Source organism: Curtobacterium sp. Csp2 (assembly GCF_013347165.1).
This window is the reverse complement of the sequence record NZ_CP054593.1, coordinates 3,910,118-3,936,071: the sequence shown is the minus strand read 5'-3', so window position 1 is coordinate 3,936,071 and position 25,954 is coordinate 3,910,118. Positions and strand designations below refer to the sequence as shown.

28 protein-coding genes are annotated in these 25,954 nt (G+C 68.2%); 10 read left to right on the top strand and 18 right to left on the bottom strand.

What is annotated here, in order from left to right:
- From HUN59_RS20125 to HUN59_RS19130, 3 genes are all read right to left on the bottom strand, one after another.
- Positions 1-181: helix-turn-helix domain-containing protein (locus HUN59_RS20125; RefSeq protein WP_368076230.1), on the bottom strand; the 181-nt coding region annotated here is incomplete at its 3' end.
- Positions 182-273: 92 nt separating this feature from the next.
- Entirely contained in the window at positions 274-1,029 is a 756-nt protein-coding gene (locus HUN59_RS19135) for a metallophosphoesterase family protein (protein ID WP_174779289.1), read from the bottom strand.
- An 85-nt stretch (positions 1,030-1,114) separates the two neighbouring features.
- Positions 1,115-1,522: a hypothetical protein gene (locus HUN59_RS19130; RefSeq protein ID WP_174779288.1), complete on the bottom strand. Its 408-nt coding sequence runs from the start codon at positions 1,520-1,522 to the stop codon at positions 1,115-1,117.
- 372 nt (positions 1,523-1,894) lie between these two features.
- Here HUN59_RS19130 and HUN59_RS19125 point away from each other — a divergent pair, with 372 nt between their 5' ends.
- Both HUN59_RS19125 and HUN59_RS19120 read left to right on the top strand, forming a co-directional pair.
- Entirely contained in the window at positions 1,895-2,482 is a 588-nt protein-coding gene (locus tag HUN59_RS19125) for a hypothetical protein (protein WP_174779287.1), read from the top strand.
- A 92-nt stretch (positions 2,483-2,574) separates the two neighbouring features.
- Positions 2,575-2,742, top strand: coding sequence for a hypothetical protein (locus tag HUN59_RS19120; protein WP_174779286.1), 168 nt, complete (start codon positions 2,575-2,577; stop codon positions 2,740-2,742).
- 249 nt (positions 2,743-2,991) lie between these two features.
- Here the strand turns inward: HUN59_RS19120 and HUN59_RS20020 are convergent, their stop codons facing one another.
- The 7 genes from HUN59_RS20020 to HUN59_RS19090 all read right to left on the bottom strand — a co-directional run bounded on the left by HUN59_RS20020 (position 2,992) and on the right by HUN59_RS19090 (position 9,296).
- Positions 2,992-3,123 (bottom strand): hypothetical protein, encoded by a 132-nt coding sequence (locus tag HUN59_RS20020; RefSeq protein WP_302690942.1) that lies wholly within the window; start codon positions 3,121-3,123, stop codon positions 2,992-2,994.
- Between the two features lie 893 nt (positions 3,124-4,016).
- A complete protein-coding gene (dnaB, locus tag HUN59_RS19115; RefSeq protein ID WP_058741022.1) occupies positions 4,017-5,381 on the bottom strand; it encodes a replicative DNA helicase in 1,365 nt (454 codons plus the stop codon).
- A 597-nt stretch (positions 5,382-5,978) separates the two neighbouring features.
- Positions 5,979-6,431, bottom strand: coding sequence for a 50S ribosomal protein L9 (gene rplI / locus HUN59_RS19110; protein ID WP_058728351.1), 453 nt, complete (start codon positions 6,429-6,431; stop codon positions 5,979-5,981).
- A 14-nt stretch (positions 6,432-6,445) separates the two neighbouring features.
- The gene (rpsR, locus tag HUN59_RS19105) at positions 6,446-6,703 is read right to left on the bottom strand and encodes a 30S ribosomal protein S18 (RefSeq protein WP_017887834.1); all 258 of its coding nucleotides are present in this window, start codon (positions 6,701-6,703) and stop codon (positions 6,446-6,448) included.
- A gap of 50 nt (positions 6,704-6,753) precedes the next feature.
- The gene (locus HUN59_RS19100) at positions 6,754-7,326 is read right to left on the bottom strand and encodes a single-stranded DNA-binding protein (RefSeq protein WP_174779285.1); all 573 of its coding nucleotides are present in this window, start codon (positions 7,324-7,326) and stop codon (positions 6,754-6,756) included.
- Between the two features lie 3 nt (positions 7,327-7,329).
- Positions 7,330-7,701, bottom strand: coding sequence for a 30S ribosomal protein S6 (gene rpsF / locus HUN59_RS19095; RefSeq protein ID WP_058728349.1), 372 nt, complete (start codon positions 7,699-7,701; stop codon positions 7,330-7,332).
- A 158-nt stretch (positions 7,702-7,859) separates the two neighbouring features.
- Positions 7,860-9,296 carry a CCA tRNA nucleotidyltransferase gene (locus HUN59_RS19090; protein WP_174779284.1) on the bottom strand — a complete coding sequence of 479 codons (1,437 nt, stop codon included), beginning with the start codon at positions 9,294-9,296 and terminating at the stop codon, positions 7,860-7,862.
- 124 nt (positions 9,297-9,420) lie between these two features.
- Between HUN59_RS19090 and HUN59_RS19895 the strand changes: the two genes are divergently transcribed.
- The 7 genes from HUN59_RS19895 to HUN59_RS19060 all read left to right on the top strand — a co-directional run bounded on the left by HUN59_RS19895 (position 9,421) and on the right by HUN59_RS19060 (position 18,234).
- On the top strand, positions 9,421-12,207 hold the full coding sequence (locus HUN59_RS19895) for a DUF6049 family protein (RefSeq protein WP_254629948.1): 2,787 nt from the start codon (positions 9,421-9,423) through the stop codon (positions 12,205-12,207).
- Positions 12,096-13,601, top strand: a complete 1,506-nt coding sequence (murJ, locus tag HUN59_RS19085) for a murein biosynthesis integral membrane protein MurJ (RefSeq protein WP_254630089.1) — start codon at positions 12,096-12,098, stop codon at positions 13,599-13,601. The genes HUN59_RS19895 and murJ overlap by 112 nt, the downstream gene beginning before the upstream one ends.
- A 91-nt stretch (positions 13,602-13,692) precedes the next feature.
- Positions 13,693-14,691, top strand: coding sequence for a thioredoxin-disulfide reductase (trxB, locus tag HUN59_RS19080; protein ID WP_174779283.1), 999 nt, complete (start codon positions 13,693-13,695; stop codon positions 14,689-14,691).
- A gap of 59 nt (positions 14,692-14,750) precedes the next feature.
- Positions 14,751-15,077, top strand: a complete 327-nt coding sequence (gene trxA / locus HUN59_RS19075; RefSeq protein WP_022832611.1) for a thioredoxin — start codon at positions 14,751-14,753, stop codon at positions 15,075-15,077.
- Positions 15,078-15,281: 204 nt separating this feature from the next.
- Positions 15,282-16,586 carry an aminotransferase-like domain-containing protein gene (locus HUN59_RS19070; protein WP_058741026.1) on the top strand — a complete coding sequence of 435 codons (1,305 nt, stop codon included), beginning with the start codon at positions 15,282-15,284 and terminating at the stop codon, positions 16,584-16,586.
- Between the two features lie 40 nt (positions 16,587-16,626).
- The gene (locus tag HUN59_RS19065) at positions 16,627-17,589 is read left to right on the top strand and encodes a D-alanine--D-alanine ligase family protein (RefSeq protein ID WP_174779282.1); all 963 of its coding nucleotides are present in this window, start codon (positions 16,627-16,629) and stop codon (positions 17,587-17,589) included.
- Positions 17,590-17,760: 171 nt separating this feature from the next.
- Positions 17,761-18,234 (top strand): ElyC/SanA/YdcF family protein, encoded by a 474-nt coding sequence (locus tag HUN59_RS19060; protein WP_174779281.1) that lies wholly within the window; start codon positions 17,761-17,763, stop codon positions 18,232-18,234.
- Between the two features lie 396 nt (positions 18,235-18,630).
- On the opposite strand, the gene HUN59_RS19055 is transcribed toward HUN59_RS19060, so the two are convergent.
- From HUN59_RS19055 to rpmH, 8 genes are all read right to left on the bottom strand, one after another.
- Positions 18,631-19,611, bottom strand: coding sequence for a ParB/RepB/Spo0J family partition protein (locus tag HUN59_RS19055; RefSeq protein WP_174779280.1), 981 nt, complete (start codon positions 19,609-19,611; stop codon positions 18,631-18,633).
- On the bottom strand, positions 19,611-20,504 hold the full coding sequence (locus tag HUN59_RS19050) for a ParA family protein (protein WP_302690941.1): 894 nt from the start codon (positions 20,502-20,504) through the stop codon (positions 19,611-19,613). The genes HUN59_RS19055 and HUN59_RS19050 overlap by 1 nt, the downstream gene beginning before the upstream one ends.
- An 81-nt stretch (positions 20,505-20,585) precedes the next feature.
- Entirely contained in the window at positions 20,586-21,233 is a 648-nt protein-coding gene (gene rsmG, locus HUN59_RS19045) for a 16S rRNA (guanine(527)-N(7))-methyltransferase RsmG (protein ID WP_174779279.1), read from the bottom strand.
- Complete coding sequence (locus tag HUN59_RS19040) at positions 21,230-21,754, bottom strand: Jag family protein (protein WP_231049759.1); 525 nt, start codon at positions 21,752-21,754, stop codon at positions 21,230-21,232. The genes rsmG and HUN59_RS19040 overlap by 4 nt, the downstream gene beginning before the upstream one ends.
- Positions 21,755-22,717 carry a membrane protein insertase YidC gene (gene yidC / locus HUN59_RS19035; RefSeq protein WP_174779278.1) on the bottom strand — a complete coding sequence of 321 codons (963 nt, stop codon included), beginning with the start codon at positions 22,715-22,717 and terminating at the stop codon, positions 21,755-21,757.
- Positions 22,718-22,724: 7 nt separating this feature from the next.
- Positions 22,725-23,105, bottom strand: coding sequence for a membrane protein insertion efficiency factor YidD (gene yidD / locus HUN59_RS19030; RefSeq protein WP_174779277.1), 381 nt, complete (start codon positions 23,103-23,105; stop codon positions 22,725-22,727).
- A complete protein-coding gene (gene rnpA, locus HUN59_RS19025) occupies positions 23,102-23,446 on the bottom strand; it encodes a ribonuclease P protein component (RefSeq protein WP_058741032.1) in 345 nt (114 codons plus the stop codon). The genes yidD and rnpA overlap by 4 nt, the downstream gene beginning before the upstream one ends.
- 55 nt (positions 23,447-23,501) lie before the next feature.
- Complete coding sequence (gene rpmH / locus HUN59_RS19020; protein ID WP_019181680.1) at positions 23,502-23,639, bottom strand: 50S ribosomal protein L34; 138 nt, start codon at positions 23,637-23,639, stop codon at positions 23,502-23,504.
- A 596-nt stretch (positions 23,640-24,235) separates the two neighbouring features.
- On the opposite strand from rpmH, the gene dnaA reads away from it, so the two are divergent.
- Positions 24,236-25,702, top strand: coding sequence for a chromosomal replication initiator protein DnaA (gene dnaA / locus HUN59_RS19015; protein WP_174779276.1), 1,467 nt, complete (start codon positions 24,236-24,238; stop codon positions 25,700-25,702).
- Positions 25,703-25,954 lie beyond the last annotated feature (252 nt).

The window sequence follows — 25,954 nt, the reverse complement described above, 5'->3', positions numbered from 1 at the left end:
GGTACCTGTCGGAGCGGGGCTTGTGGGCGAACGGATTCCGTCCGCCGGCTGCTTTGACCCAGCGGTATCCCTGACGTCGGTCCACGCCGACAGCATCACAGGCCGCCGTCCGCCCGAGGCCCTGTCTCAATAGCTCCCAGAATCGTGCCTCTCGAGCACGGTGTTCCAGCCTCGATCCCATCCGCAGCACTCCGATTCACGGTGGTGTTGCAACGACCGGCTGAACCCAAGGATTGGTCATCGAGACCGTCGCGGCGCGAGGGACGCGGCGGCCTATCGGCCGTCCCGGGGCCCAAAAGCAGCGATGACGTCGATGTCGGTGGCTGGTCGGCGAACGCCGTCCTCCAGCCATGCTGAGACGCCCGGCATTGATGAAGCCGCGGTGACGTCGCGGATCAGATCGTCCGGGTCGATGCGGGACCTACTGAGGGTGACCGATCCGTTGTCCAGGACCGCCCAGTGCGCGCCGGCGCGTCCGTAGGGGAGCCCTACGCTCCCTGGGTTGACGACCAGGCGTCCGTCAACAAGCCGAGCGAAGGGCATGTGTGTGTGCCCGCACACGACGGTTTCCACCTCCTTGGGCAAATCTCGGTAGACCTCGGCCCACCGGTCCAGGCGGCTGTCCACGAGGACGACTTCTTCGTCGTTCCGCGGAGTTGCGTGCGAGAAGAAGACAGGGCCGAACCCGTCTACGTCGACAGTGGCGCGCTCGGGCATCGTGTCCAGGAGGGATCGGTGTGCGGGAGTGAGCTGCGCTGCGCCCCACACGGACACCGGGTCGTCGTTGAGACCGACGTCGATCCCGCGCGACATGGAGAGCAGCTCTCGGTCTGCGTTCCCTCGGATCAGGAGGGCACGGTCTCCCAGCTCGGTGAGGCGGTCCAGGACGTCCGCTGGTTGCGGCCCCCAGGTGTGATCGCCAGTCACGACGATCAGCTCTGCCCTCCGCACGGCCGGCTCATCGAGCACCCGGTCGAGTGCGGGCAGCATTCCGTGGATATCCGACAGGACAGCGACGCGCGACACCATGCACGCAACCCTGCCACTCACGCCCGCTGGCCGATCGGCTATCGGACGCGCGGTTCCACCGCCTGCATGCACAGGCTGCAGGTGGTCAGAAGCGATCCGGCGGGTTGGAAAGCGCCGGATCGATCCCGAGGAACGACTCCGCGAGGACGGTTGCTTGACGCTTGCGAGCATCCCACCCGTCTGGGTCGCCGGCGACGACCTTGATCGGGTTCTTGAACTCCACTTCGTACGGGAGGTGACCAGCTCCAGGAGAGATCCACAGGTGGAACTCTCCACCCTCACTCCAGCCGCCGTCGCTCTTGAGGATCGCCGCGGCGTTACGAGTCACGTTCACCCACTGAACTGCGCCAATGCCGCCATCGCGGTAGGCCCTAATCGGGCTGTCATGGTCCTCCTGCGCGTCCAGGGGGAAGGGGTGAATCCAGAACGCGGATAGGTAAGGCACGCTGCTGTCCAGACGCACCCAGCCGTCGTTGAGTCGATCGAAGGTCATGCAGCCATCCTAGAAATCGAATCGGCCGCTACGCGGCTGCGCCCTGTCTTCGCTGCGCTACGTAGGCCTTCGAGTGGATCGGCTATCAAGACAGTGCGAGGAGGCGTCTGCGCTGATGTGTGTTGACGCTAGGGTCGGGCTCTGGAGTGATCGGGGTGTGGTGGTGGGTGTCTTCTCGTTCGCGGTCGTTCTGACGCTTCTGCTCATCGTCGCTCTCGCGATAGTTGGCGTGAGCATCATGGCGTCGGCGTTCGCTCCGCAGCGGCGCGAGCGCCCGTCTTTGCCACCTGCAGACCGTGGAGAGCACGAACAGAACTGATCGCCGCGCGGCCCGGGCTGGGGAAGCGCAACTAGGAACCAGGGGAGAGCTTCATGGTCGTGGAGCGTGATATACGCGCAATGGCGGAGCGGGCACAACTGATCCTGTCGGACGACGAGTTCGCCGGCATCGTGCGTTTGGTGAACGAGACCGGGAACCTCGCACCTGAGTCTGCTGTCGTCGACCGATTCAAGTCGGGGGCCCTGACTCCGGGGATGCTGACGTTCTTCCTGCCGAGAATGTGGCTCTACCGGCTCGGTGATTCCGCCGTCCCTGTCGAGGTGTGGCGTGCGATGTTCGAGTTCGCCGAGTACACCGAGGACATGGTCGTCCAGCGGCGACGGCGCGGGTTACGGGTGGCATTCCGGGGTGCGACGCAAGCGAACCGCGAAGGCTTGTCGTGGTCGCTCGACGTTGAGCAGGCTCGGTACTTTGCCCGTTATCGCCAGGCGCCGGGAGACCGCTCGGCGAGTGTGTGGGTCACCCGCATCCCGAGCGATCGTGTGTACGCGCGGTACATGGACGGGATGGAGAAGGAGCTCGTCGCTGACGTTCGTGGCTTGGACGTGCGGCCCCTCGAGGAGTGGCGTTCCGGCGGGCTGTCGCTTTGGCGCCGTCTGGGAGGGCTGGCTCGGGTCTGATTCGGATCGCTGCGCGGCTGCGCCCTGTCTTCGCTGCGCTACGCAGGCTATCGGGCGGGGCACGGGTCTCGTTTCCGAGTTACGGTCGCCGCATGGCATTCGGGAAGCGTGACGATGAGAGCAAGCCGCTGAACCAGTACAAGTCGCTGAGCGTGCGCGACCAGGCGATGGTGAAGGCGCTCAGTGCTGCGATCGGACAGCAAGTCCGTGACGCACTTGCCGAACACCGTGCTGCGCTCAAGGCCGAAGCGGGCGAGTAGCTCGAGGGCGGCGCCGGCGGCTGCGGGGCGACGGCTCACGGCTCACGGCTCACGGCTCACGGCTCACGGCTCACGGCTCACGGCTCACGGCTCACGGCTCACGGCTCACGGCTCACGGCTCACGGCTCACGGCTCACGGCTCACGGCTCACGGCTCACGGCTCACGGCTCACGGCTCACGAGAACATAGCGCAAATTGTCACCGTGATGGTGGTGTGGTTTGGTGTGCCAACGGACTGGTCCCGGAAGGTCACAAAGACGAGACGATGTCAGCCATCAGGAGCTCATCGCGAAGACCGTCCAACTCGCCCCGGCTCTGACCGGCCCGTTGCAGCACCTCGTCGAGGATCGACGCAACATCCTGAACCGCGAGAGCTTCCACGTATCTCGTCCCTAACCGACGAAATAAGGGGGACTTTTCTAGCCCGGCCGGCGACGAGATGGCGGCAACTAAGCAGACATGATCGTACTGTCCTGCATTCGCCATCGGCTCTTCCCGCGGCGTGATGTGGGCGCACCATCTGACGAAAGCACATGCGGGGCACAATTGGGCCTGCCGGATCACCGGGATCCAAATGGTGTCAGCGGAAGAAGTCGAAACCCGAAGGCCGTCCCCGGGGTCCGCAAGCACATCACCGAAACGCAAAGCCGTCAGGCTCGCGTATGTCAATCCTCCGACCGCTCCGATGAGAAGCAACGCCCGGGCGCGGTCCCTATATACTCCCTCGAGAGATACTTCGACAGCCTCCAGCAAACCCTCAAGCGCGTTCACCGCCGGGAAGGACCGACACTTCGCGCGATCTTGATATCTGATGAGGCTTGAGAGAACGGTAGGCACCGGTGGAGCGGATCTGATTCGGGGAAGGTCTGCTTCCACGTGATTCGCGTCGATGACATCGATCCAACTCTTGAGCCGGCCAGCCGAATGAGCGAGTGCGCCTGAGTCATCAACTTCCCGGGACCGGTCGAGTAGATAACTCGCGACAACCGGGCCTGAAGCGGGCAACGAGCTGATCGCGCGCCGTGCACACCACGCCTCAAAATCCGCCCAGGGGTCTGGGGTACGTCGACGTCGAGGCTCCGGGTCGACGGCGAAGCTCCTGGGTGCTCCAGTGAACGGCACAGACGCCGGCGCGGGTAGGTACGGCGGAACCCTCATGATGTCGACCCGATCCTTGGCTCATCGTCCGCCGTATAGGCGGTCCGTCTCACTGGAACGGACCATCTCCTGGGCGGGGAGACCATCTAGTTGGGACACCGACAAACAACGAACCTCTACTGCGGCATGTCCACGAACCGCGAGAACATCCCGTGGAACGCCACCGTGATCGTGTCCGTCGGCCCGTTGCGGTGCTTCGCCACGATGAGGTCCGCCTCGCCCTGTCGCGGGTTGTCCTTCTCGTACGCCGACTCGCGGTGCAGCAGGATGACCATGTCGGCGTCCTGCTCGATCGACCCGGACTCACGCAGGTCCGAGATCATCGGCTTCTTGTCCGCACGCTGCTCGGGACCACGGTTCAGCTGCGACAGTGCGATGACCGGCACGCCGAGCTCCTTAGCCATGAGCTTCAGCGCACGCGAGAACTCCGAGACCTCCTGCTGGCGGCTCTCGACCTTCTTGCCCGAGGTCATCAGCTGCAGGTAGTCGATGACGACGAGCTTCAGGTTGTGCTGCTGCTTGAGTCGGCGGCACTTCGCCCGGATCTCGACGAGGGTCATGTTGGGGGAGTCGTCGATGAAGAACGGGGCGTCGTTGATCCGCCCGCGGGTCTGCGCGATGGTCGTCCAGTCGCGGGAGTCCACGGTGCCCTTGCGCATGTTCTGCAGCGGCACGCTCGACTCGGCGGAGAGCAGACGCATCGCGATCTCGGCGCGACCCATCTCCAGCGAGAAGAACGCGGCCGTCTGGTCGTGCTTGAGCGCGGCCGCACGGCACAGGTCGAGCGCGAGCGTCGACTTGCCGAGTGCGGGTCGTGCGGCGACGATGATGAGCTGCCCGGGGTGGAAGCCGTTCGTCAGGGCGTCGAGTCCGCTGAACCCGGTCGGGACGCCGGTCATCTGCCCGTCGCGGCCCTTCGCGGCCTCGATCTCGTCGATCGCCGCGCCGATGGCGTCGGTGAGCGGGACGTAGTCCTCGGTCTGCACCCCGCCGGCGACGTTGTACACCTCGGCCTGCGCGCTGTTGACGAGGTCCGTGACCTCACCCTCGGACGCGTAGCCCATCTGCACGATCCGGGTCCCTGCATCAACCAGGCGGCGCAGGACGGCCTTCTCGGCGACGATCGCGGCGTAGTACCCGGCGTTCGCCGCGGTCGGCACCATGCTCGTGACGCTGTGCAGGTACTCGGCGCCGCCGGCTCGGGACAGCAGACCGGTCTTCGTCAGCTCGTCGGTGACGGCGATGACGTCGGTGGGCTCGCCGTGCGAGTACAGCGACAGGATCGCGTCGAAGATGACCTCGTGCTTCGGGATGTAGAAGTCGACCCCGCGAGCGGTCTCGATGACGTCCGCGACGGCGTCCTTCGACAGCAGCATGCCGCCGATCGTCGACTGCTCGGCGAGCAGGTCGTGCGGCGGCGTCCGCTCGATCCCACGGTCGGCCATGTCCTGCGGGGACGGATCGAGGTGCGCGATCGACACACGGACTCCCTGTTGGTCTGCGACGGTTCGGGACGGTACCCGCCCCACTGGTTTCCTACCCCGAGCGACCGACATCCCCCGGGATCGCCGAGTCGCTGGGCCAAGCTACGGGGACAGAGTTATCCCCAGCAAACAGCCCTGTGGAAAACTCTGTGGAAACGTTGGCGAACACGCCGGAAGTTCGTGTGGACAACTGTGGAGAGACGTGGGGATAAGTGCCGGTCCGAACGCATGTTCGATGGCTTGAACAGGGCTTTCCTGTTCCACACCGTGTGTGGACAAGTGGGGTTCAAGTACACGTTGAAGGTTGCCCTGCGCCCCGTTTCGGGTGTGCAGAACGACTTGACAACAGGGCCTCCTGTGGGGAGCGTTTTCGGGCTGCTCCCAGGATCCGCAGCAGTGCCCGAACGGTAACCCGTCAGCCCAGCGCGAGCCACGGGACGGACGCACCGCGCGCCTCCAGGCAGGAACGCCGGAAGCCGGACCCCGGAACCCGGAAGCCAGCCAGCCGAACCGACGACCGACGCGACCCGGAGCAGACACGACGAAGGGCGAGCCCCCTCACGGGGACCCGCCCTTCGACGGTTGGTGCGTGCCTTACTTGGCGGCGACGACCTGGAGCGAGATCACGGCAGTGATGTCCTCGCGCAGGCGCACGGTGGCCTCGTGGTCACCGACGGTCTTGATGGTCGCGGGGACCTCGACCTTGCGCTTGTCCAGCGAACCGACGCCCTGCGCCTGCACCGCGTCAGCGACGTCCGCGGGACGCACGGAGCCGAACAGACGACCGTCCTTGCCGGCCTTGACGGTCAGCTTGATGGTCGCGTTCTCGAGCTTCATCTTGAGGTCCTGGGCCTCTTCGATGGTGGCGAGCTCGCGAGCGGCACGGGCCGCACGGATCGACTCGACCTGCTTCTCGCCGCCCTTGGACCACGCGACGGCGAAGCCCTGGGGGATGAGGTAGTTGCGGGCGTAGCCGTTCTTGACGTCGACGACGTCACCGGCGGAACCGAGGCCGGAGACCTCGTGGGTGAGGATGAGCTTCGACATGTGAAGTCCTCCGATCAGCGGCCGGAGCCGGCGTAGGGGAGGAGCGCCATCTCACGGGCGTTCTTCACGGCACGGGCGATGAGGCGCTGCTCCTGGACGGAGACGCCGGTGATGCGACGGGCGCGGATCTTGCCACGCTCCGAGATGAACTTGCGCAGGGTCGCGACGTCCTTGTAGTCGATGACGCCGACCTTGATCGACTTCGCGGGAGCGGCGTTCTTGCCACCCTTGCCGCGAGGCTTCCGGCGGTCGCCGGTGCTCTTTCCAGCCATTGTGATTCCTTAGAGAAGAAGAAGTTGTGTGTCCGTCAGACCGCTGAGGATCAGAACGGGGTCTCGTCGTCGTACGAGCCACCGGGGGTGCTCCACACGTCGTTCGACTGTGCGTTGCCACCGTGCTGGCCGCCCTGAGGCGACCACGGTGCGTCCGACTGACCGCCGCCGTTGTTGTTGCCGTTCCAGCCGCCGCTGTTGCCGCCCTGGCCGCCGGCGTTACCGCCGCCGACCTGGCCACGACCGCCGCCGGAGCCACCCGCAGCGCGGGTGACCTGTGCGGTCGCGTAGCGGAGCGACGGGCCGATCTCGTCGACCTCGAGCTCGATGCTCGTGCGCTGCTGGCCCTCACGGTCCTGGTAGGAGCGCTGACGGAGACGGCCCTGCGCCATGACGCGCATGCCCTTCGTCAGCGAGCCCGCCACGTGCTCGGCGAACTCGCGCCACACGCTCGCACGGAGGAACAGCGCGTCGCCGTCCTTCCACTCGTTCGCCTGACGGTCGAACGTGCGAGGGGTGGATGCGATGGTGAAGTTCGCCACCGCGAGCCCGTTCTGCGTGTAGCGCAGCTCGGGATCCGCGGTGAGGTTGCCCACCACCGTGATGACGGTTTCGCCGGCCATGACTTACTCGGCGCTCGCGGTCGCGTTGGCGGCCTTGCGGGCCGCACGGGCCTCGTCGCGCTGCTTCTGCGCGGCGACCTGGGCGATCGCCTCTTCGGCGCGCAGGACCTTCGTGCGGAGCACGGCCTCGGAGAGACCGAGCTGACGGTCGAGCTCCTTGGCGGCCTCGGGGGTCGAGGTGAAGTCGACGACGGCGTAGATGCCCTCGGACTTCTTCGCGATCTCGTAGGCCAGGCGACGACGGCCCCAGACGTCCACGTTGTCGACGGTGCCACCGTCGTTGCGGATGACCGCGAGGAACTTGTCCAGGCTGGGAGCGACGGTGCGCTCGTCGATCTCGGGGTCGAGGATCGCCATCAGTTCGTACTGGTGCATGCGGAACCCACCTCCTTTGGTCTCGGCGGCTCCGGGCGGTTCCCGGAGCAGGAGGGTTGATGCATGTGTCCGGACACGCAGGAGCGCGCGGACAACCCCACAAGCCTAGCCCACGGCCTGGAGGCGCGCCACCGGCTGTGCAGAACTGCTCGCCCCCGTCAGGCGGTCGCGTCGCGGTCGGCCCACCAGGCGCGCAGGCGCGCTTCCGCCTCGTCCGAGCCGAGGGGCCCCTCGTCCATCCGGAGCTCGAGCAGGTACCGGTAGGCCTCGCCCACCGCGCGCCCGGGTCGGATGTCGAGGATCCGCATGATGTCGTCGCCCGTCAGGTCCGGACGGATGGAGTCGAGCTCCTCTTGTTCGGCCAGCGCCGCGATGCGCTGCTCGAGGTCGTCGTACGCGAACCCGAGCCGGTCGGCCTTCCGCCGGTTCCGGGTGGTGACGTCCGAGCGGGTGAGTTCGTGCAGCCGTTCGAGGAGGGGACCGGCGTCGCGGACGTACCGCCGCACGGCCGAGTCGGTCCACGCACCCTCGGTGTAGCCGAAGAACCGCAGGTGCAGCTCGACCAGGCGCGCGACGGCGGCGATGGTGTCGTTGTCGAACCGGAGCGCCCGGAGCCGCTTCTTCACGAGCTTCGAGCCGACCAGGTCGTGGTGGTGGAAGCTCACGGCGCCGCCGGGTTCGAGCTTCCGGGTCGCGGGCTTGCCGATGTCGTGCAGGAGCGCCGCGAGCCGGAGCACGGTGTCCGGGGCCTCACCGGCGTGCCGCTCGGCCTCGTACCCGATCGCCTGGGTCAGGACCGTCAACGAGTGCTCGTAGACGTCCTTGTGGTGGTGGTGCTCGTCGATCTCCAGGCGCATCGCCGGCAGCTCGGGCAGGAACCGCTCGGCCAGCCCGGTGTCGACGAGCAGCCGGATGCCGGGGACGGGGTCGGCGGTGTCCAGGAGCTTCACGAGCTCGTCCCGCACGCGCTCGGCGGAGACGATCTCGATCGAGTCGGCCAGGTCGGTCATCGCCTGCCGGACCTCGTCCGACACGGTGAAGCCGAGCTGCGCCGTGAACCGTGCCGCCCGCATCATCCGCAGCGGGTCGTCACGGAACGACACCTCCGCCGTCTGCGGGGTGTGCAGCCGCTCGGCGAGCAGGTCCTCGACCCCGCCGTGCACGTCGACGAGCTCGCGCTGGGGGAGTCGGAGCGCCATCGCGTTGACGGTGAAGTCGCGGCGGAGCAGGTCGTCCTCGATGGTGTCGCCGAACGCCACCTCGGGCTTGCGGGTCTCGCCGTCGTAGACGTCGCTGCGGTAGGTCGTGATCTCGACCTGTTCGCCCCGGATCCGGGCGGCGATCGTGCCGAACTGGCGTCCGACGTCCCACGTGGCGCTCGCGATCGGCTCCACGATGCGGAGCGTCTCGTCCGGGGTCGCGTCGGTGGTGAAGTCGAGGTCGGTCACCGGGCGCCCCAGGAACGCGTCCCGGACGGGGCCCCCGACGAGCGCGAGTTCGTGCCCGGCGTCGGCGAAGGCGTGCGCGAGGACGGCGACGGGCTCGGTGGCGGCGAGTGCGTCGAGACGTTCGACGGCCTGGGCGACGGAGTGCATGACGGTCCTCATCCTCCCAGATGCGTGCTCGCGAGTTCTGCACAACCCCGGTGCGCACGGGATCGTCATGGCTCCGCCCTCGTACACTCGTGCTCGGCCGGAACCGACCCCCTGGTCCTCCTGTATGCACATCCTCCGCTCCACGCTCGCCGCCGCGACGGCCCTCGTCGCCGTCGGCCTCGTCGTCACGCCCCTGGCGAGCGACGCTGCAGGGGCGGCCACCGCCCAGCCCGTCACGACCCGGACGGCCCACCCGGCCGCCGCCGACGCCGGGAAGACCACCGTCAGCGTCTCGCCCGCGAACCGCGGGATCGTCCAGCGCGACCAGGACCTGCAGCTCACGGTGACCGTCACGAACGACACCGACACCGAGGTCCCCGCTGGAACCGCCGAGCTCGACATCTTCCGCTCGGTGAGCACGCGGGACGTCCTGTCCGACTGGCTCGCCGACACCACCACGACCGGTTACCTCGGTGCCCCCATGGACTCGGTGGACGTCCCCGCCGTCCCGGCGCACCGTTCGGTGACGCAGACGGTGACGATCGTCCCGGGCAACGTCGGCCTCGGCGGGTACACCTCGTTCGGCGCCCGGCGCATCGCCGCGGACTACACCGCGGGCAGCACCTCGGCCGTCGCCCGCTCGGCGATCACCTGGTACCCGGACTTCGAGCAGACGCCGGTCGGGGTCTCCGTCGCGATGCCCGTGACCGTCCCGCGGACGACCGACGGGGTCCTCACCGCGAGCGAACTGGCAGCCGCGACCGCCGTCGACGGCACGCTCACCCAGCAGCTCGACGCCGCCCAGGACCACAACGTCACGCTCGCGGTCGACCCCCGGATCATCGCGTCGATCCGGCTCCTCGGCGAGAACGCCCCGACGTCGGCGACGACCTGGCTCCAGCGCCTCGAGTCCCTGCGCAACGAGAAGTTCGCCCTTGCCTACGCCGACGCCGACGTGAGCGGCCTACACCAGGCGGGCGCCGACGGGACCCCGGGTGTGGTCTCCCTCGACCAGCAGGTCGACCCCGAGGACTTCCCCGGCGCCGTCACCGCGAGCCCGACCCCCTCGCCCACCGACGGCGCCACGCCCGGTGCCGCCTCACCGAGCGCCCCGGCGCCCACGGACACCGCGACCCCGGGCGCCGAGCCGACCGGTACGGCCACCGACGGCGCCGCCGGCACGCCGACACTCCCCACCACCAAGTCGCTCCTCGACTTCCCGTGGTCGATGTCCGGCATGTCCTGGCCGGTCGAGGGCACCGTCGCCCAGGACGACCTCGCGGCCCTCGCGGCCTCGGGCACCGAGACGACGATCGTGTCGAGCGGCAACACCTCGGCCGGTGCGGACACCACCATCGCCGCCTCCGAGCGGATCGGCGACCAGCACGTGCTCGTCGCCGACCAGGGCGCGTCCGCGCTGCTCCGCGACGCCGCGACGGCGAAGGACGAGCAGACCTGGTCGACCGACATGGCCGAGCTGACCGCCACCCTTGCGACCGCGGCCCGGTCCGGCACCGCGACGAGCCCGGTCCTCCTGACGCTCGGTCGCGAGTGGCCGACCGACTCCGACCGGCTCTCCCGCGCGCTCGACGCCCTCGAGAGCACCGCGTGGGTGTCGCCGTCCGACCTCTCCAGCGCCGCCGCGGCCTCCGCCGGATCGCTGACCCTGGCGTCCTCGTCCGCCGGCGACGACCGCGTCGACCAGCTGCGCCGACTCGTCGACGGGGAGCGTGACGTCGTGTCGTTCGCCTCCGCCCTCGACGACCCGGCCGACCTCACCGCCCCGGCACGGCTGTCGCTGCTCGCGCTGTCCTCGAACGCGTGGCGCGGGGACACCGGGGACCTCACCGTCGCGATCGACCGGCAGCTGAGCCGCTGGACGAAGCAGACCTCGGCCGTCAGCATCCCGAACTCCAGCTCCCTGACGCTCCTCGGCGACCGCTCCTCGCTCCCGATCTCGGTGCGCAACCGCTCCGACTACCCCGTGACCGTGCGGCTGAGCGTGCAGCCGTCGAGCTCGGCGCTCCGCGTCGTGAAGAACGACATCGAGGTCAAGGTCCAGGCGCAGTCCTCGACCCGGACGACCGTCCCCGTGCAGTCCGTCGCGAACGGCAAGGTCTCGCTGACCATGTCGCTGCAGAGCCCCACGGGCGTGACGATCTCCCAGCCGTCCACCGTCGAGCTCAACGTCCAGGCGCAGTGGGAGACGGTCATCACGGCCGTCGCCGCCGTCGGTCTGGTCGGCATCTTCGGCTTCGGCATCTTCCGCAGCATCCGCAAGCGGATCCGTCGCCGGAACGGCGAGGTCGACGACGAAGAAGACGACCCGAACCGCCCGCTCGCGGTCCAGCCGGCAGCGCCCGGTGCGCCGGGCCGGCCTGGAGGCGCGGGTCGACCCCGGTGGGCGCCTGCGGCTCCGGCAGGGGGTCGCGCAGCGACGTGGTGGACCCGACCACGGCGGGAGCCGCGGGCGCCTGCGCGGCGGCTGACGTGCCTCCAGGCCGGCCCGGCGCACCGGGCGCTGCCGGCTGGACCGCGAGCGGGCGGTTCGGGTCGTCTTCTTCGTCGTCGACCTCGCCGTTCCGGCGACGGATCCGCTTGCGGATGCTGCGGAAGATGCCGAAGCCGAAGATGCCGACCATCAGCACCCAGCAGCAGCCCGTCGTCGACGCGGAGCCCGCCGCCGAGCGCAGTCTCGGCCGGGCGAGCGCGATGCTCGCGGCGGGCACCATGGCCTCGCGGGTGCTGGGGTTCGCGAAGACCTTCGTCCTGGCGTTCGCGATCGGTCAGAACCAGTCCGTGTCCGCGAACGCGTTCGCCGTGGCGAACCAGCTGCCGAACAACATCTACGCGCTCGTCGCGGGCGGTCTGCTGTCCGCCGTGCTCATCCCGCAGATCGTCCGCTCGATGAAGCAGCACGCGGACGGTGGGACCGCGTACGTCAACAAGATCGTGACCCTCGGCGCGACGGTGTTCGTGAGCATCGCCGTGATCGCGACCGCACTCGCACCCCTGCTCGTGCGGCTCTACACGTCGAACACGACCTCGGACGCACTCGACGGCGCGGCGACCGACCTCGCCGTCGCCTTCGCGTTCTGGTGCCTGCCCCAGATCCTCTTCTACGCGATGTACTCGCTCCTCGGCGAGGTCCTCAACGCCAAGCAGGTCTTCGGCCCGTTCACCTGGGCACCGCTGCTCAACAACGTCATCGCCGTCGCCGGACTCGTCGTCTTCATCGCACTGTTCGGGACCGACAACAGCTCCGTCGAGGAGTGGACGCCGCTGAAGATCGCCGTCCTCGCCGGCAGCGCCTCGCTCGGCGTCTTCGCGCAGGCCGTCTTCCTGCCGTTCTTCTGGCGCCGTGCGGGCCTGACCTTCCGTCCCGACTTCCGCTGGCGCGGCGTCGGTCTGAAGTCCACCGGAACGGCTGCCGCCTGGCTCTTCGCGATGATCCTCGTGACCCAGGTCGCCGGCATCGTGCAGTCCCGCGTCGCGTGGCTCGGTGGCGCCGACGGTCCCGGCAACGCGGTGCTCGCGAACGCGTGGCTGCTGTTCATGCTGCCGCACTCGATCATCACCGTGTCGATCGCGACGGCGTACTTCACCCGCATGAGCCACGACGCCGAGGCCGGTGACGTCGGCGCCGTCCGACGGAACCTCTCGCTGTCCCTGCGGATCGTCGGGCTCTTCACGGTGTTCGCCACGATCGCCCTGATGGTCGTCGCGGTGCCGTTCGGTCGCGTCTACGAGGGTCGCTTCGAGGACTCCCTGCAGGTCGGCGCCGTGCTGGTCGCCTACATGCCCGGACTCGTGCTGTTCAGCATGCTCTTCATCATCCAGCGGGTCTTCTGGGCGATGCACGACCACCGCACGCCGTTCCTCATGCAGTGCATCCAGTCCGTGCTGTTCGTCATCGGGGCACTCGCTGCGACGACCCTGCCGTCGTCGGTGATCGGCATCGGGGTCGCCGCGTGCACCACGCTGGCCGGTTCCGCGCAGACGATCGTCGCCCTGGTGCTCGTGCGCAAGCGGCTCGGCGGCATCGAGGGTCCGGTCGTCACGCGGTCGCACGTGCAGTTCGTCGTCTCGGCGTTGATCGCCGGGGTCGCCGGGCTCGTGGTCGTGAACTTCTTCGGTGCGTTCTCGGCCGACGGCTTCGCGATGTCCGACCGGACGGGCGCACTCATCACGATCGTGCTCACCGGCGCCGTGATGGCGATCGTGTACTTCGGTGCCCTCGTCGTCGCGAAGAACGGCGAGATCCAGAACGCCGTCGGGATCCTCCGGTCCAAGCTCGGGCGCTGACGTCCGTCCGGTCGGCGCACCCGGCTGCCGCGGAATGCCACGCCGGTAGCATGTGTTGACCCGGTCAGTACGCAACGGAAGGGCACCAGGCATGCGCCAGCTCATCATCATCGGTTCCGGTCCTGCCGGGTTCACCGCCGGCATCTACGCCGCGCGCGCCGAGCTCAAGCCGCTCATCGTCGCCTCGAGCGTCGAGACCGGTGGCGAGCTCACCAAGACCACCGAGGTCGAGAACTTCCCGGGCTTCCCCGAGGGCATCCAGGGCCCCGACCTCATGATCAAGATGCAGGAGCAGGCCGAGAAGTTCGGTGCCGAGGTCCTGTACGACGACGCCGTGTCCGTCGACCTGACCGGCGAGGTCAAGAAGGTCACCGTCGGCTCCGGCGAGACGTTCGAGGCCCTGGCGGTCATCTACGCCACGGGGTCGGCCTACCGCCACCTCGGGCTCGCCGACGAGGAGCGCCTCTCCGGACACGGCGTCAGCTGGTGCGCCACGTGCGACGGCTTCTTCTTCCGCCAGAAGAACATCGCCGTCGTCGGCGGCGGTGACTCCGCGATGGAAGAGGCCACGTTCCTCACCCGGTTCGCCGACAAGGTGACGATCATCCACCGCAAGGACTCGCTGCGTGCGTCCAAGATCATGCAGGACCGCGCGATGAACGACCCGAAGATCGAGTTCGCGTGGAACAAGGAGGTCACGGGCATCCAGGGCGACACGTCCGTCACCGGCGTCACGCTCAAGGACACCGTGACGGGCGAGGAGTCCGAGCTCGCGCTCGACGGGCTCTTCATCGCGATCGGCAACGACCCGCGCACCCACCTGATCCACGGGCAGATCGACCTCGCGCCGGAGGGCACCATCGCCGTCCAGGGACGTTCGTCCAAGACCAACCTGCCGGGTGTCTTCGCCGCAGGTGACGTCATCGACCCGACGTACCGCCAGGCGATCACGGCCGCGGGTTCGGGCACGGTCGCGGCGCTCGACGCCGAGAAGTACCTCGCCGAGCTCGACGACGCACTGACCGCCCAGGCCGAGGGCCGGACGCCCACCGAGCCAGCGATGGTCGACGTCGAGGCTGCGCGGGCCTGACGCACGGAATACCGCAGCGGCCATCCCGTTGTAGCAACAGAACTCTCGAAGGAGCACACATGTCGAACGCCAAGGCTGTCACTGACGCCACCTTCTCGGACGAGGTCCTCAAGTCCGACAAGACCATCCTGGTCGACTTCTGGGCGGAGTGGTGCGGCCCGTGTCGCGCGGTCTCGCCGATCCTCGACCAGATCGCCGCGGAGCACGCCGACAAGATCGAGATCGTCAAGCTCAACGTCGACGACAACCCGCAGTCGGCCATGAACTACCAGATCACGTCGATCCCGGCGATGAAGGTGTTCAAGGGCGGCGAGGTCGTCAAGACCGTCATCGGCGCCAAGCCGAAGCCGGCGCTCGAGGCCGACCTCGCGGAGTTCCTGGCGTAGGTCCGACCGCACCGTCGAACGGCCCCGTCCTCCACGTGGAGGACGGGGCCGTCGTCGTTCTGCGAGGAGCGCCGCGGCGGAGTTCCCGGGGTGCGCGCTGCGCGTTCGCGTGCCACAGCTTCAGGATCGGCCCCCACCTCCCACCGGGGATCCGGCAACGGATGTCGTAGTGTGGCGGGAATGTCCCACTGAACGGAGCACACGATGACGAACGGCAACAGCCTCGACCCCTGGTACGACTCCTACGCCCAGCGCACCGCCGGGCTGAGCGCCTCCGAGGTCCGAGCCCTGTTCGCCGTCGCGTCGCGGCCCGAGGTGGTCTCGCTCGCCGGCGGCATGCCGTACGTCTCCGCGCTGCCGCGTGAGCTCGTCACCGGCTCCCTGGACCGCGTGATGGCCGAGGACGCCGCGATGGCGCTGCAGTACGGCGGGGGACAGGGCCTGCGCTCCCTGCGCGAGCACATCGTCGACGTCATGAGCCTCGAGGGCATCCGCGCGAGTGCCGAGGACGTCGTCGTCACCACGGGGTCGCAGCACGCGCTCGACCTCGTCACGCGGCTGTTCATCGATCCGGGCGACGTCGTGCTGGCCGAGTCCCCGTCCTACGTCGGCGCGATCGGCGTCTTCCGGTCGTACCAGGCCCAGACCGTCCACGTGACGACCGACGAACACGGCCTGGTGCCCGAGGCCCTGCGCGAAGCCATCGCGAACCTGCGGACGCAGGGGAAGCGCATCAAGTTCCTCTACACGATCCCGAACTTCCACAACCCCGCCGGCGTCACGATGAGCCGCGAGCGCCGGATCGAGGTGCTCGACATCTGCCGGTCGAACGGCATCCTGGTGCTCGAGGACAACCCGTACGGGCTGCTCTGGTTCGACGAGCCCGCGCCGCAGGCGATCCGCTCGATCGACGAAGAGGGCGTGGTCTACCTCGGCTCCTTCTCGAAGACCCTCGCGCCGGGCTTCCGCGTCGGCTGGGCCCTCGCACCGCACGCCATCCGCGAGAAGCTCGTCCTCGCGAACGAGTCCGCGGTGCTCGCGCCGAACTCGTTCGGCCAGTACGTCGTCAACGCCTACCTCGACGCCGCGGACTGGAAGGGCCAGGTCGACACCTTCCGAGGCCTCTACGCCGAGCGTCGCGACGCGATGATGTCCGCGCTGGGGGAGTTCCTGCCCGACCTCTCCTGGACCCGCCCGAACGGCGGCTTCTTCGTCTGGCTGACCCTGCCCGAGCACCTCGACTCGAAGGGCATGCTCCCGCGCGCCGTAAAGGAGCTGGTGGCCTACACCCCCGGCACGGCCTTCTACGCCGACGGCCGCGGCGGCGGCAACATCCGGCTGTCGTTCTGCTACCCGACGCCCGAGCAGATCCGCGTCGGGGTCAAGCGTCTCGCCACGGTGATCAACGACGAGCTCGAGCTGCTCGAGACGTTCGGTTCCGCGACCCGTCCGATCGCGACCGTCCGCGAGTCGAACTCGGTCGTCGCGCCGCCGCCGAACGTTTCCTGACCAGCACTTTCCGCACAGGTACAGCAAAGGGATCCCTCGCATGGCCGACCTCACCCGTCGTCACGTCGTCGTCGTCGCCGGAGGGATCTCGCACGAGCGGGACGTCTCCCTGCGCTCCGGTCGTCGGGTCGCGGACTCGCTGACCGGCTACGGCTGGCAGGTCGACCTCCGTGACGCCGACGCCTCGCTCCTGCCCGCCCTGCGCGAGGAGCAACCGGACGTCGTTTGGCCGGCTCTGCACGGTGCGTCGGGAGAGGACGGCGCGCTCCGAGGCGTGCTCGAGGCGCTGGACATCCCGTTCGTGGGCTCCCGGTCCACCTCGGCCCGTCTGGCGTGGGACAAGCCCACCTCGTCCGCACTGGTCGCCCGCGCCGGCGTGCACACCCCGCGATCGGTGACCCTGTCCCACGACGTCTTCCGCGAGCTCGGCGCCGTCGGTGTCCTCGACGCCATCGCGGGTGAGCACCCCGTCCCGCTTGCGGTGAAGCCGGCACGCGGCGGGAGCGCGCAGGGCGTCACCCTCGTCGAGGACGTCGCCGACCTCCCGCGCGCGATGGTCACCGCGTACACCTACTGCGACGACGTCGTGGTCCAGCAGCTGATCCGCGGGACCGAGGTCGCCGTGGGGATCATCGACACCGGGGACGGCCCCGTCGCGCTGTCGGCGGTCGAGATCGTGCCGCGCAACGGGCCGTACGGGTTCGAGGCCCGCTACAACGCCGGCGAGACGACGTTCTACACCCCCGCCAGACTCTCCGAGGCGTTCGCATCGGCCGCGGCAGAGGCGGCCGTCGCAGCCCACGGTGCACTCGGGCTGCGGCACCTCTCCCGCGTGGACCTCATCATCGACGCCGCCGGGACGCCGTGGTTCCTCGAGGCGAACGTCCTCCCCGGCCTCACCGAGACCTCCCTCGTCCCGCAGGCGCTGAGCGCATCCGGCTTCGACCTCGGCTGGACCTACGCCGAGCTGGCCGAGCAGGCGATCCGCGACCACCGCGCCTGAGCCCTCGTGCGTGTTCCACGTGGAACATCGACCACCGTGAGTCTCCTCGGTCTCGCAGGCGTGGTGCTGCTCTCATGTCTGGCATGGGGCGAGGCGGCTCACTTCGGTGCAAGTGCTGCAAGCCGCCGGCGCCGCGCACGTCATTCACCAACGGGACGTGACATCGCCATCGTGCTCCTGGGGTTCGCCAACCGGGGCGCACACCCGAACCTCGTAAACCGGTGGCGCGCCCGGATCGCCGTCCGGACTGCGCGCCTGCTCGTCCGCCGAGGCGCGCGGTCGGTCCGCGTCATCTGCTGCGGCGGCCCCACCAAGGGCCCTGTACCGGAGGCGGAGCTCCTCGCGGTCGCGCTCCGGCACGCTGGGTGGCACGGCGAGACCGTCCTCGAGCGCCACAGCCGCTCGACGTGGGAGAACATCAACGACGTCCGGCCGCTCCTGCGTCCGAATGAACTCATCGCCATCTGTTCGAACGACCTGCACGCCGTGAAGGCGCGTGTGTACTTCGCACGTCAGGACCCATCAGTCGTCGAGCGTCTCACCATCGCTGCCAACTACCGCGTGGGGGAGATGGTGCTGGTCAAGCCGCTGTTCGCCGCGGTCGGCCTGCGCAAACTTCGAACCTTGGGCAGGCATCAGCTCTGAAGCCGGCGTAATCGTCGTGCGGGAGCGATGTTCCACGTGGAACGCTCTTATCCGTCTGCCGCGCCAACGGCTGGTTCTGCGCGCGGGCTGGAGCGGAAGACACTGATGAGCATTGAGTGTCCGAGGTCGGTGAACGATGCGGAAGACGTTGATCGCGGGGCCCTGGCGGTACCCTCGCACGTCTCCGTTCACAACAGAGCGCGTAGTCGACTGATGCGATCGATGTTCCACGTGGAACACGAGGGGTAAGAAATGGGAAAAGTAGCCCTCGAAAGCGGCCTGACGGCGCTCTGCGGGCCGAAAAATGCCGCTCTGCACCGGCAGGACCCCTGTTGGCAGATCGGTCGCGAGGAGCCCATCGGAGCATCGGCACGACGGTGCCGGAAGCCGCCGAGCTCAGCCAGCGATGTCCTGGACCCCGAGCTCGCTCAGGATGCGGTTCAAGTCGTCTCCGTTGGCGAAGTCGATGGTCACCGAGCTCTTCCGAGCACCGACGGCGATCTTCACACGCGTGTTCAGACGATCCCCGAGCCGCTCGGCCAGGTCGTTGAAGTGCGCCTGCCGCTTCGAGGGCTCCGGCTTGACCTTCGGCGGTGCCTTCGTGGCGAGCTGCTGGGCGATCGCCTCAGCTGCTCGCACGGACAGGTCCTCGTTCACGATCTTCTCGGCGAGGTACTCCATCGCCTCGGCGTCCGGCGCTGCCAGGATCGCCCTCGCATGCCCGGCCGAGAGCACTCCGGCGGCCACGCGGCGCTGCACAGGGGAGGGAAGACGCAGCAACCGGATGGTGTTCGTGATCTGCGGACGTGAACGCCCGATGCGCTGCGCGAGCTGCTCCTGCGTGATCCCGAAGTCCGCGAGCAGCTGCTGGTATGCCGAGGCCTCTTCGAGCGGGTTGAGCTGCGCACGGTGCAGGTTCTCGAGCAACGCGTCCCGGAGCATCGCGTCGTCGGGGGTGTCCTTGACGATCGCGGGGATCGTCGTGAGACCGAGCTCCTTCGTGGCGCGCAGTCGGCGCTCGCCCATGATGAGCTCGTACTGCGGGTCCGTCCCCTTCGCACCGGAGATCGGGCGCACGACGATGGGCTGCAGGACACCGATCTCGCGAATGGAGTGCACGAGCTCCTGGAGCTCCTCCTCGCGGAACTCCTTGCGCGGCTGCTGCGCGTTCGGCACGACGTCGAGCGGGTTGAGGTTCGCCAGACGCGCACCGGGAACCGCCACGAGGTCCTCGGCGGTCTGCCCGGAGGGCAACGGAGCCGACGCCGGCGATCCTCCGGTCGGGAAGAACACGTCGACGGGACGGTCCTGCTGCTCGTTCGCCGTGGGGATCAGGGCGCCGATCCCGCGGCCGAGGCCGGTTCGCTTGGGTGCCATCAGTCCTGCGCTCCTCGTGCTGCGATCTCGGCGGCTGCCTCCAGGTAGGAGAGCGACCCGGATGAGTTGACGTCGTACGACACGACGCTCTGCCCGTAGCTCGGCGCCTCGCTCACCCGGACAGACCGGGGGATCATCGCCTGCAGGACCTGATCCCCGAAGTGCTCGCGCACATCGGCGGCCACCTGGTTGGACAGGTTCGTCCGACCGTCGAACATCGTGAGCAGGATCGTCGAGACGCGCAGGTTGGGATTGAGGTGCCGCTCGATCAGCTCGATGTTCCGCAGGAGCTGGCTCAAGCCCTCGAGCGCGTAGTACTCGGTCTGGATCGGGATGAGCACTTCCTGCGCCGCCACGAAGGCATTGATCGTCAGGAGGCCGAGCGATGGCGGGCAGTCGATGAAGACGTAGTGGTACGGCTCGTCCAGCGACGACAGGTACTGGTCCAGCGCGGTACGGAGGCGCTGCTCACGCGCGACGAGCGACACGAGCTCGATCTCCGCTCCGGCGAGGTGGATGGTTGCTGGCACACACCAGAGCGTCTCAGACTCGGGGGAGCGCTGGACGGTGTCCGCGATCGGCGCCTCGTCGACGATGACGTCGTAGATGCTCGCGACCTCGGCCTGGTGATCCACACCGAGCGCAGTGGATGCATTGCCCTGGGGATCCAGGTCGATCACCAGCACGCGAGCACCACCGTGCGCCAGCGCCGCCGCGAGGTTGACCGTCGTCGTCGTCTTGCCGACGCCGCCCTTCTGGTTCGACACTGTGAAGATCCGGGTCTTCGCCGGCAGCGGGAACTGCTGCGCCGCGATCGCACGACGGCGCCGGTTGAGATCAGCGATCTCCCGCGCGAGGGGTGTCGACGCGTCGTAGTCGGTCGATGAACTCAACGAAGACCTCTTCCCCGGTGCAGTGTTTCACGTGGAACGTCGAGCCCGCGAAATCCGGTACCACCGGTCCGAGCGACAGCGTCAGTCAACTGTAGCCCGGAAGACGCGCGTGGTCTCCTCGACCACACCGACTCCGAGCTCGAGGACCTCGACGTTCTCCAGACGCTTCCGGAGGATCACCTTCCGCGCCTTCTCGATCTCCTCGTCGACTCGCGCACCCTTCATCAGGATGAGCTGACCGCCCGAGCGGACGAGCGGGGCGGTGATCGGGATGAGCTTCGACAGCGCGCTGACGGCACGAGCGGTGACCTGATCGACGACGATGTCATCAGCCACGTCCTCAGCTCGGCCTCGGACGACCGTGACGTTGTCGAGTCCGAGCCGCGCGGCCTCACTCGTCAACCAATCACACCGGCGCTCCATGGGCTCGATGAGCGTGAACGAGACGTCCGGACGAGCGATCGCGAGGACCAGGCCGGGGAGTCCGGCACCCGAGCCGACATCGGCAACCCGGCCCCGATCCTCCAGGAGGGGTGCCAGCAGCGCAGAATTGAGGATGTGTCGCGTCCAGAGGCGGGGTAGCTCGAGCGGGCCGATGAGGCCGAGCTCCTCGCCACGACGGGCGAGCTCTCCCGTGAACGACCGGGCCAGCTCGAGCCGCTCACCGAACAGCGTTGCCGCAGCAGCGGGCTCCTGCTCGAGCTCCGGCGCCTCGGTGGCGTCCGTCATCGGGTGACGACCGTGTGGCGGTCCCGACCCTCACCCTCGGACTCCGAGTGGAAGCCCTTCTCGGCGACCAGGTCGTGCACCAGCTTGCGCTCGTAGGACGACATCGGGGGGAGCGCGGCGGTCGGAGCGCCGGCCTCGATCCGCTCGACGGCGGTGTCGACCAGGCGCTGGAGTTCGGTCGCCCGTGCGTCCCGCGAACCCCCGACATCCAGGATGAGGCGGCTGAACTCGCCCGTCTCGGCCTGCACGGCGATGCGCGTGAGTTCCTGCAGCGCCGACACCGTGTCCGGCTTGGAGAGGACGCGCAGGGCCCCACCCTCATCGCTCACCGACAGGTACACGCGCCCGGCGCGCTCCTCGATCTCGATGTCGCCGTCGAGGTCGCAGATGTCGAGGAGTTCCTCGATGTAGTCCGCGGCGATGTCCGCCTCGTCACGGGCGTCGTCGTCGACGCCGTCCTGCTCGACGGAGGTGTCGTCGGCAGTGTCCTGCTCGACGGGGGCGATGTCCTGCTCGGTCACTTACTTCTTCCCGTTCTTCTTGGAGCGGTTCTTGCCGACCGGCTGCTGACGCTGGGTGGTCACACGGACCGGCTCGACCTCGACGGCCGACGCACCCGCACCGGCCTCGGCGAGGACCGGGGTGCCACGGCGCTGCGCCTTCTTCGCCAGGCGGGCCTCACGCGCGAGCGCGGCCTCGGAGCCCGGCGTGGGCATGCTGCGGATGACGAAGTACTGCTGCGCCATCGTCCAGATGTTCGAGGCGAGCCAGTAGAACATGACGCCGAGGGGGAAGCTCAGTCCCGAGATCACGAAGATGAGCGGGAGGATGTACAGCATCATCTTCTGCTGGCGGTACATCGGCGACGCCTTGGTCTCCGGCGACATGTTCTTCGCGACGAGCTGCAGCTGCGTGATGAACTGCGAGACGGTCATCACGACGATCATGAAGCCCGCGATGACCCGGACCTCCCACCCGGAGGCGTTGGTGAAGGTCTCGTGCAGGGGAGCGCCGAACAGGGCGGCGTTGCCGAAGTCCTGCGCCAGGCTGTTCGTGAGCAGGCCGATGCCCGTCTTGTTGATCTGGGCCTCGTGCAGCACCGAGTACAGCGAGAAGAAGATCGGCATCTGGATGAGCAGCGGCAGGCAGGAGCTGAGCGGGTTCGTCCCGGTCTCCTTGTAGAGCGCCATGGTCTCGCGGCTCATGGCCTCGCGCGAGAACTGGTCCTTCTTGCCCTTGTACTTGTCCTGGATCTTCTTGAGCTGCGGCGCGACCTCGAGCATGCGGCGCTGCGACTTGATCTGCCGCACGAAGATCGGGATCAGCGCGGCACGGACCACGAAGGTCAGGAAGATGATCGACAGCACCCACGTGATGCCCGCGGACGGGTCCATCCCGAGGTTCTCGAAGATCCAGTGGAAGGCCACGAGGATCGCCGACACCACCCACTTGAGGGGCCAGAGGATCGTGTTGAGGAATCCCATCGGGAGTTCACGCCTTTCGAGTGCGCTGGGGGAGCAGGTCCGGGACCACTGCGGCCCGGGTTGACTGCGACTGCTGCGGGGTCGGCGCGAGCACGAACCCGAGCCGGTTGACGAGGTAGGGGCGACGGCGTTCGCGCACGTCGTCGATGCCGCCGGCAGCCCAGGGGTTGCAGCGGGCGATGCGCCAGGCGCCCATCGCGGACCCGCGGACGACGCCGTACTGCTGGATGGCCTCGAGCGCGTAGCGCGAGCACGACGGGTGGTACCGGCAGACGTTCCCGTACAGCGGGGAGATGACCGCGCGGTAGACACGGAGCACGACGACGCACGCGTTGCGCGGGAGCAACGCGACGGCCCAGGCCAAGCGGGTCCACAGGGTGCGGTTCATGCTGCCTTCTCGAGTCCGCGCGCGAACGAGCGCGAAACGTCTCCGAGCAGGGTAGGCCATGCCGCCTGCGCTGCGGCTGGCAAGGCCCTGATCACCACGTCGTAGTCCGTGGGGGTCCCAGCGAGCAGATCGTGCGCGATCGCCTTGAGCCGTCGACGCACCGTGTTCCGCGTGACCGCGTTGCCGACGGTCTTCGCCACGATGAAGCCGAAGCGGGTCGGGGCACCGTCGGACCGTCGGACCACGGATACGACGACGTGCGCCGTGGCGCTCCTGCGACCACGACGCACGACGGTCCGGTAGTCGTCACCCCGCACGATGCGGTTGGCGCGTGCCAACACGATCGCTACCGGGTTCCCGACCGGGACCGGACCAACTCGACCAGGCGGAGCCTGATCAGGCGCTGAGCTCGGTGCGGCCCTTGGAACGGCGCGCGGCGAGGATGGCGCGGCCGGCACGGGTGCGCATGCGGGCGCGGAAGCCGTGCTTCTTGGCGCGGCGGCGGTTGTTCGGCTGGAAGGTGCGCTTGCTCATGATGATCTCCACACGGCTGCGCTCGAGGACTGGCTCAGCGCGAGCCGACACGTATGTCTGGACAGCCGCTCGACAGGATCGAACAGCACGATGGGCGCGACCGAATGGCCGCAGTCAACTGGTTAACGGTACGTGACAGCGGCGAGCAGGTCAAACGGTCCCGGGGAGCCCGTCGGACGGGGCCTGCGCACGATCATCATCCACATTGGGGAAAACGTGCGTTCGGTGCCACTCGCCCGGACCCTTTACAGTGGTGTGATCGATCGGCCCGTTCCGCGGAGCGACGGGGGAGTCACCTCTCCGCCCGCCACCGGGCCGACGTGGACAGGACTGTGGACAACCCTGTGGATCACCGCCGCGGGGCGACAGTGGTCCGGGCCCGACGGTGCCGCTCGGACACGACCGCCCGAGCACGCCGCCAGGCGACGGGGCGAGCAGCGTCAGACGACCGAGCGAGGCCAGACGACCGAGCGAGGCCAGACGACCGGTCGCGGCCAGCCGCGGCGGCCGCAGCACAGCGAGCACCGGACCACCTGACCACCTGACCACCGAAGACCCGACCACACCACGACAGCGAAGCAGGAGACGAGCGCGACATGACGATGCCGGCCGATCCCGTCGAGGACCTCTGGTCCTCCGTCCTGGGCCTCCTGTCGGAGGACGACCGCATCACCCCGCAGCTGCACGGCTTCCTCAACCTGGTCGAACCGAAGGGCGTCCTCGCCGGCACCCTGTACCTCGAGGTCCCGAACGACCTGACCCGCGGGATGCTCGAGCAGCGCATCCGGATCCCGATCACCGAGGCCGTCTCGCGCGTCGGTGACGACTCGGTCGCGAACTTCGCCATCACGGTCAACCCGGACATGGCGTCGGAGCCCCGGGTGGACACCGTCGTGCCGAGCCACGTCCCCGAGTACGCCGAGCCCGTGCAGCAGCCGGTCGAGCAGAGCGCCGCGCCCCGCCAGTACATCGAGGCGCCGTTCGTCCCGAGCCAGATCGACGCCCCGGGCACGAGCGGTCGCCCGGAGTCGCGGCTCAACCCGAAGTACAACTTCGACAACTTCGTCATCGGCTCCTCGAACCGGTTCGCGCACGCCGCAGCGGTCGCCGTCGCCGAGGCCCCCGCCAAGGCCTACAACCCGCTCTTCATCTACGGCGACTCCGGGCTCGGCAAGACGCACCTGCTGCGCGCGATCGGCCACTACGCCGAGAGCCTCTACCCCGGGATCCGGGTGCGCTACGTGTCGAGCGAGGAGTTCACGAACGACTTCATCAACTCGATCGCGAACAACCGCTCCAACCAGTTCCAGCAGCGGTACCGCGACATCGACATCCTGCTGATCGACGACATCCAGTTCCTGCAGGGCAAGGACTCCACCCAGGAGGCGTTCTTCCACACGTTCAACACGCTGCACGACCACAACAAGCAGGTCGTCATCACGTCGGACGTCGCGCCGAAGCACCTGACCGGGTTCGAGGACCGGATGCGCTCGCGCTTCGAGTGGGGCCTCATCACCGACGTGCAGGCCCCGGACCTGGAGACGCGCATCGCGATCCTCCGGAAGAAGGCGCAGTCCGACCACCTGCAGGTACCGGACGACATCCTCGAGTTCATGGCCTCGAAGGTGTCGAGCAACATCCGGGAGCTCGAGGGGACGCTCATCCGCGTCACGGCCTTCGCGAGCCTGAACCGGACGGCCGTCGACATGGCCCTGGTGCAGACGGTCCTCAAGGACCTCATCACGCTCGACGACGACAACGTGATCGCGCCGACGGACATCATCAACCACACCGCGGAGTACTTCAAGCTCTCCGTGGACGACCTCTACGGGTCCTCCCGCTCGCAGGCGATCGCGACGGCTCGACAGATCGCGATGTACCTCTGCCGCGAGATGACGAGCCTGTCGCTGCCGAAGATCGGCCAGCTGTTCGGCAACCGCGACCACACCACCGTGATGTACGCGAACAAGAAGATCACCGAGCTCATGAAGGAGCGTCGGTCGATCTACAACCAGGTCACCGAACTGACCAGCCGGATCAAGCAGGACCGCCGCTACCGCTGACGCAGATCACCGAGGCAGCACCCCCGACGCCTGCGAAGGAGCGTCGGTCGATACAACCAGGTCACCGAACTGACCAGCCGGATCAAGCAGGACCGCCGCTACCGCTGATCCGCACCGGCATCCGTGCCGTCGCCGTGAGCCTTCGCGCTCGCGACCGTCGTCGCGCCCGCCTCCGTCATCGCAGGAAGGCCGGCCTGGAGGCACGGATCACCACCCCGGATCAGCCCACCCGAGCGCGCATCCACCATCTGA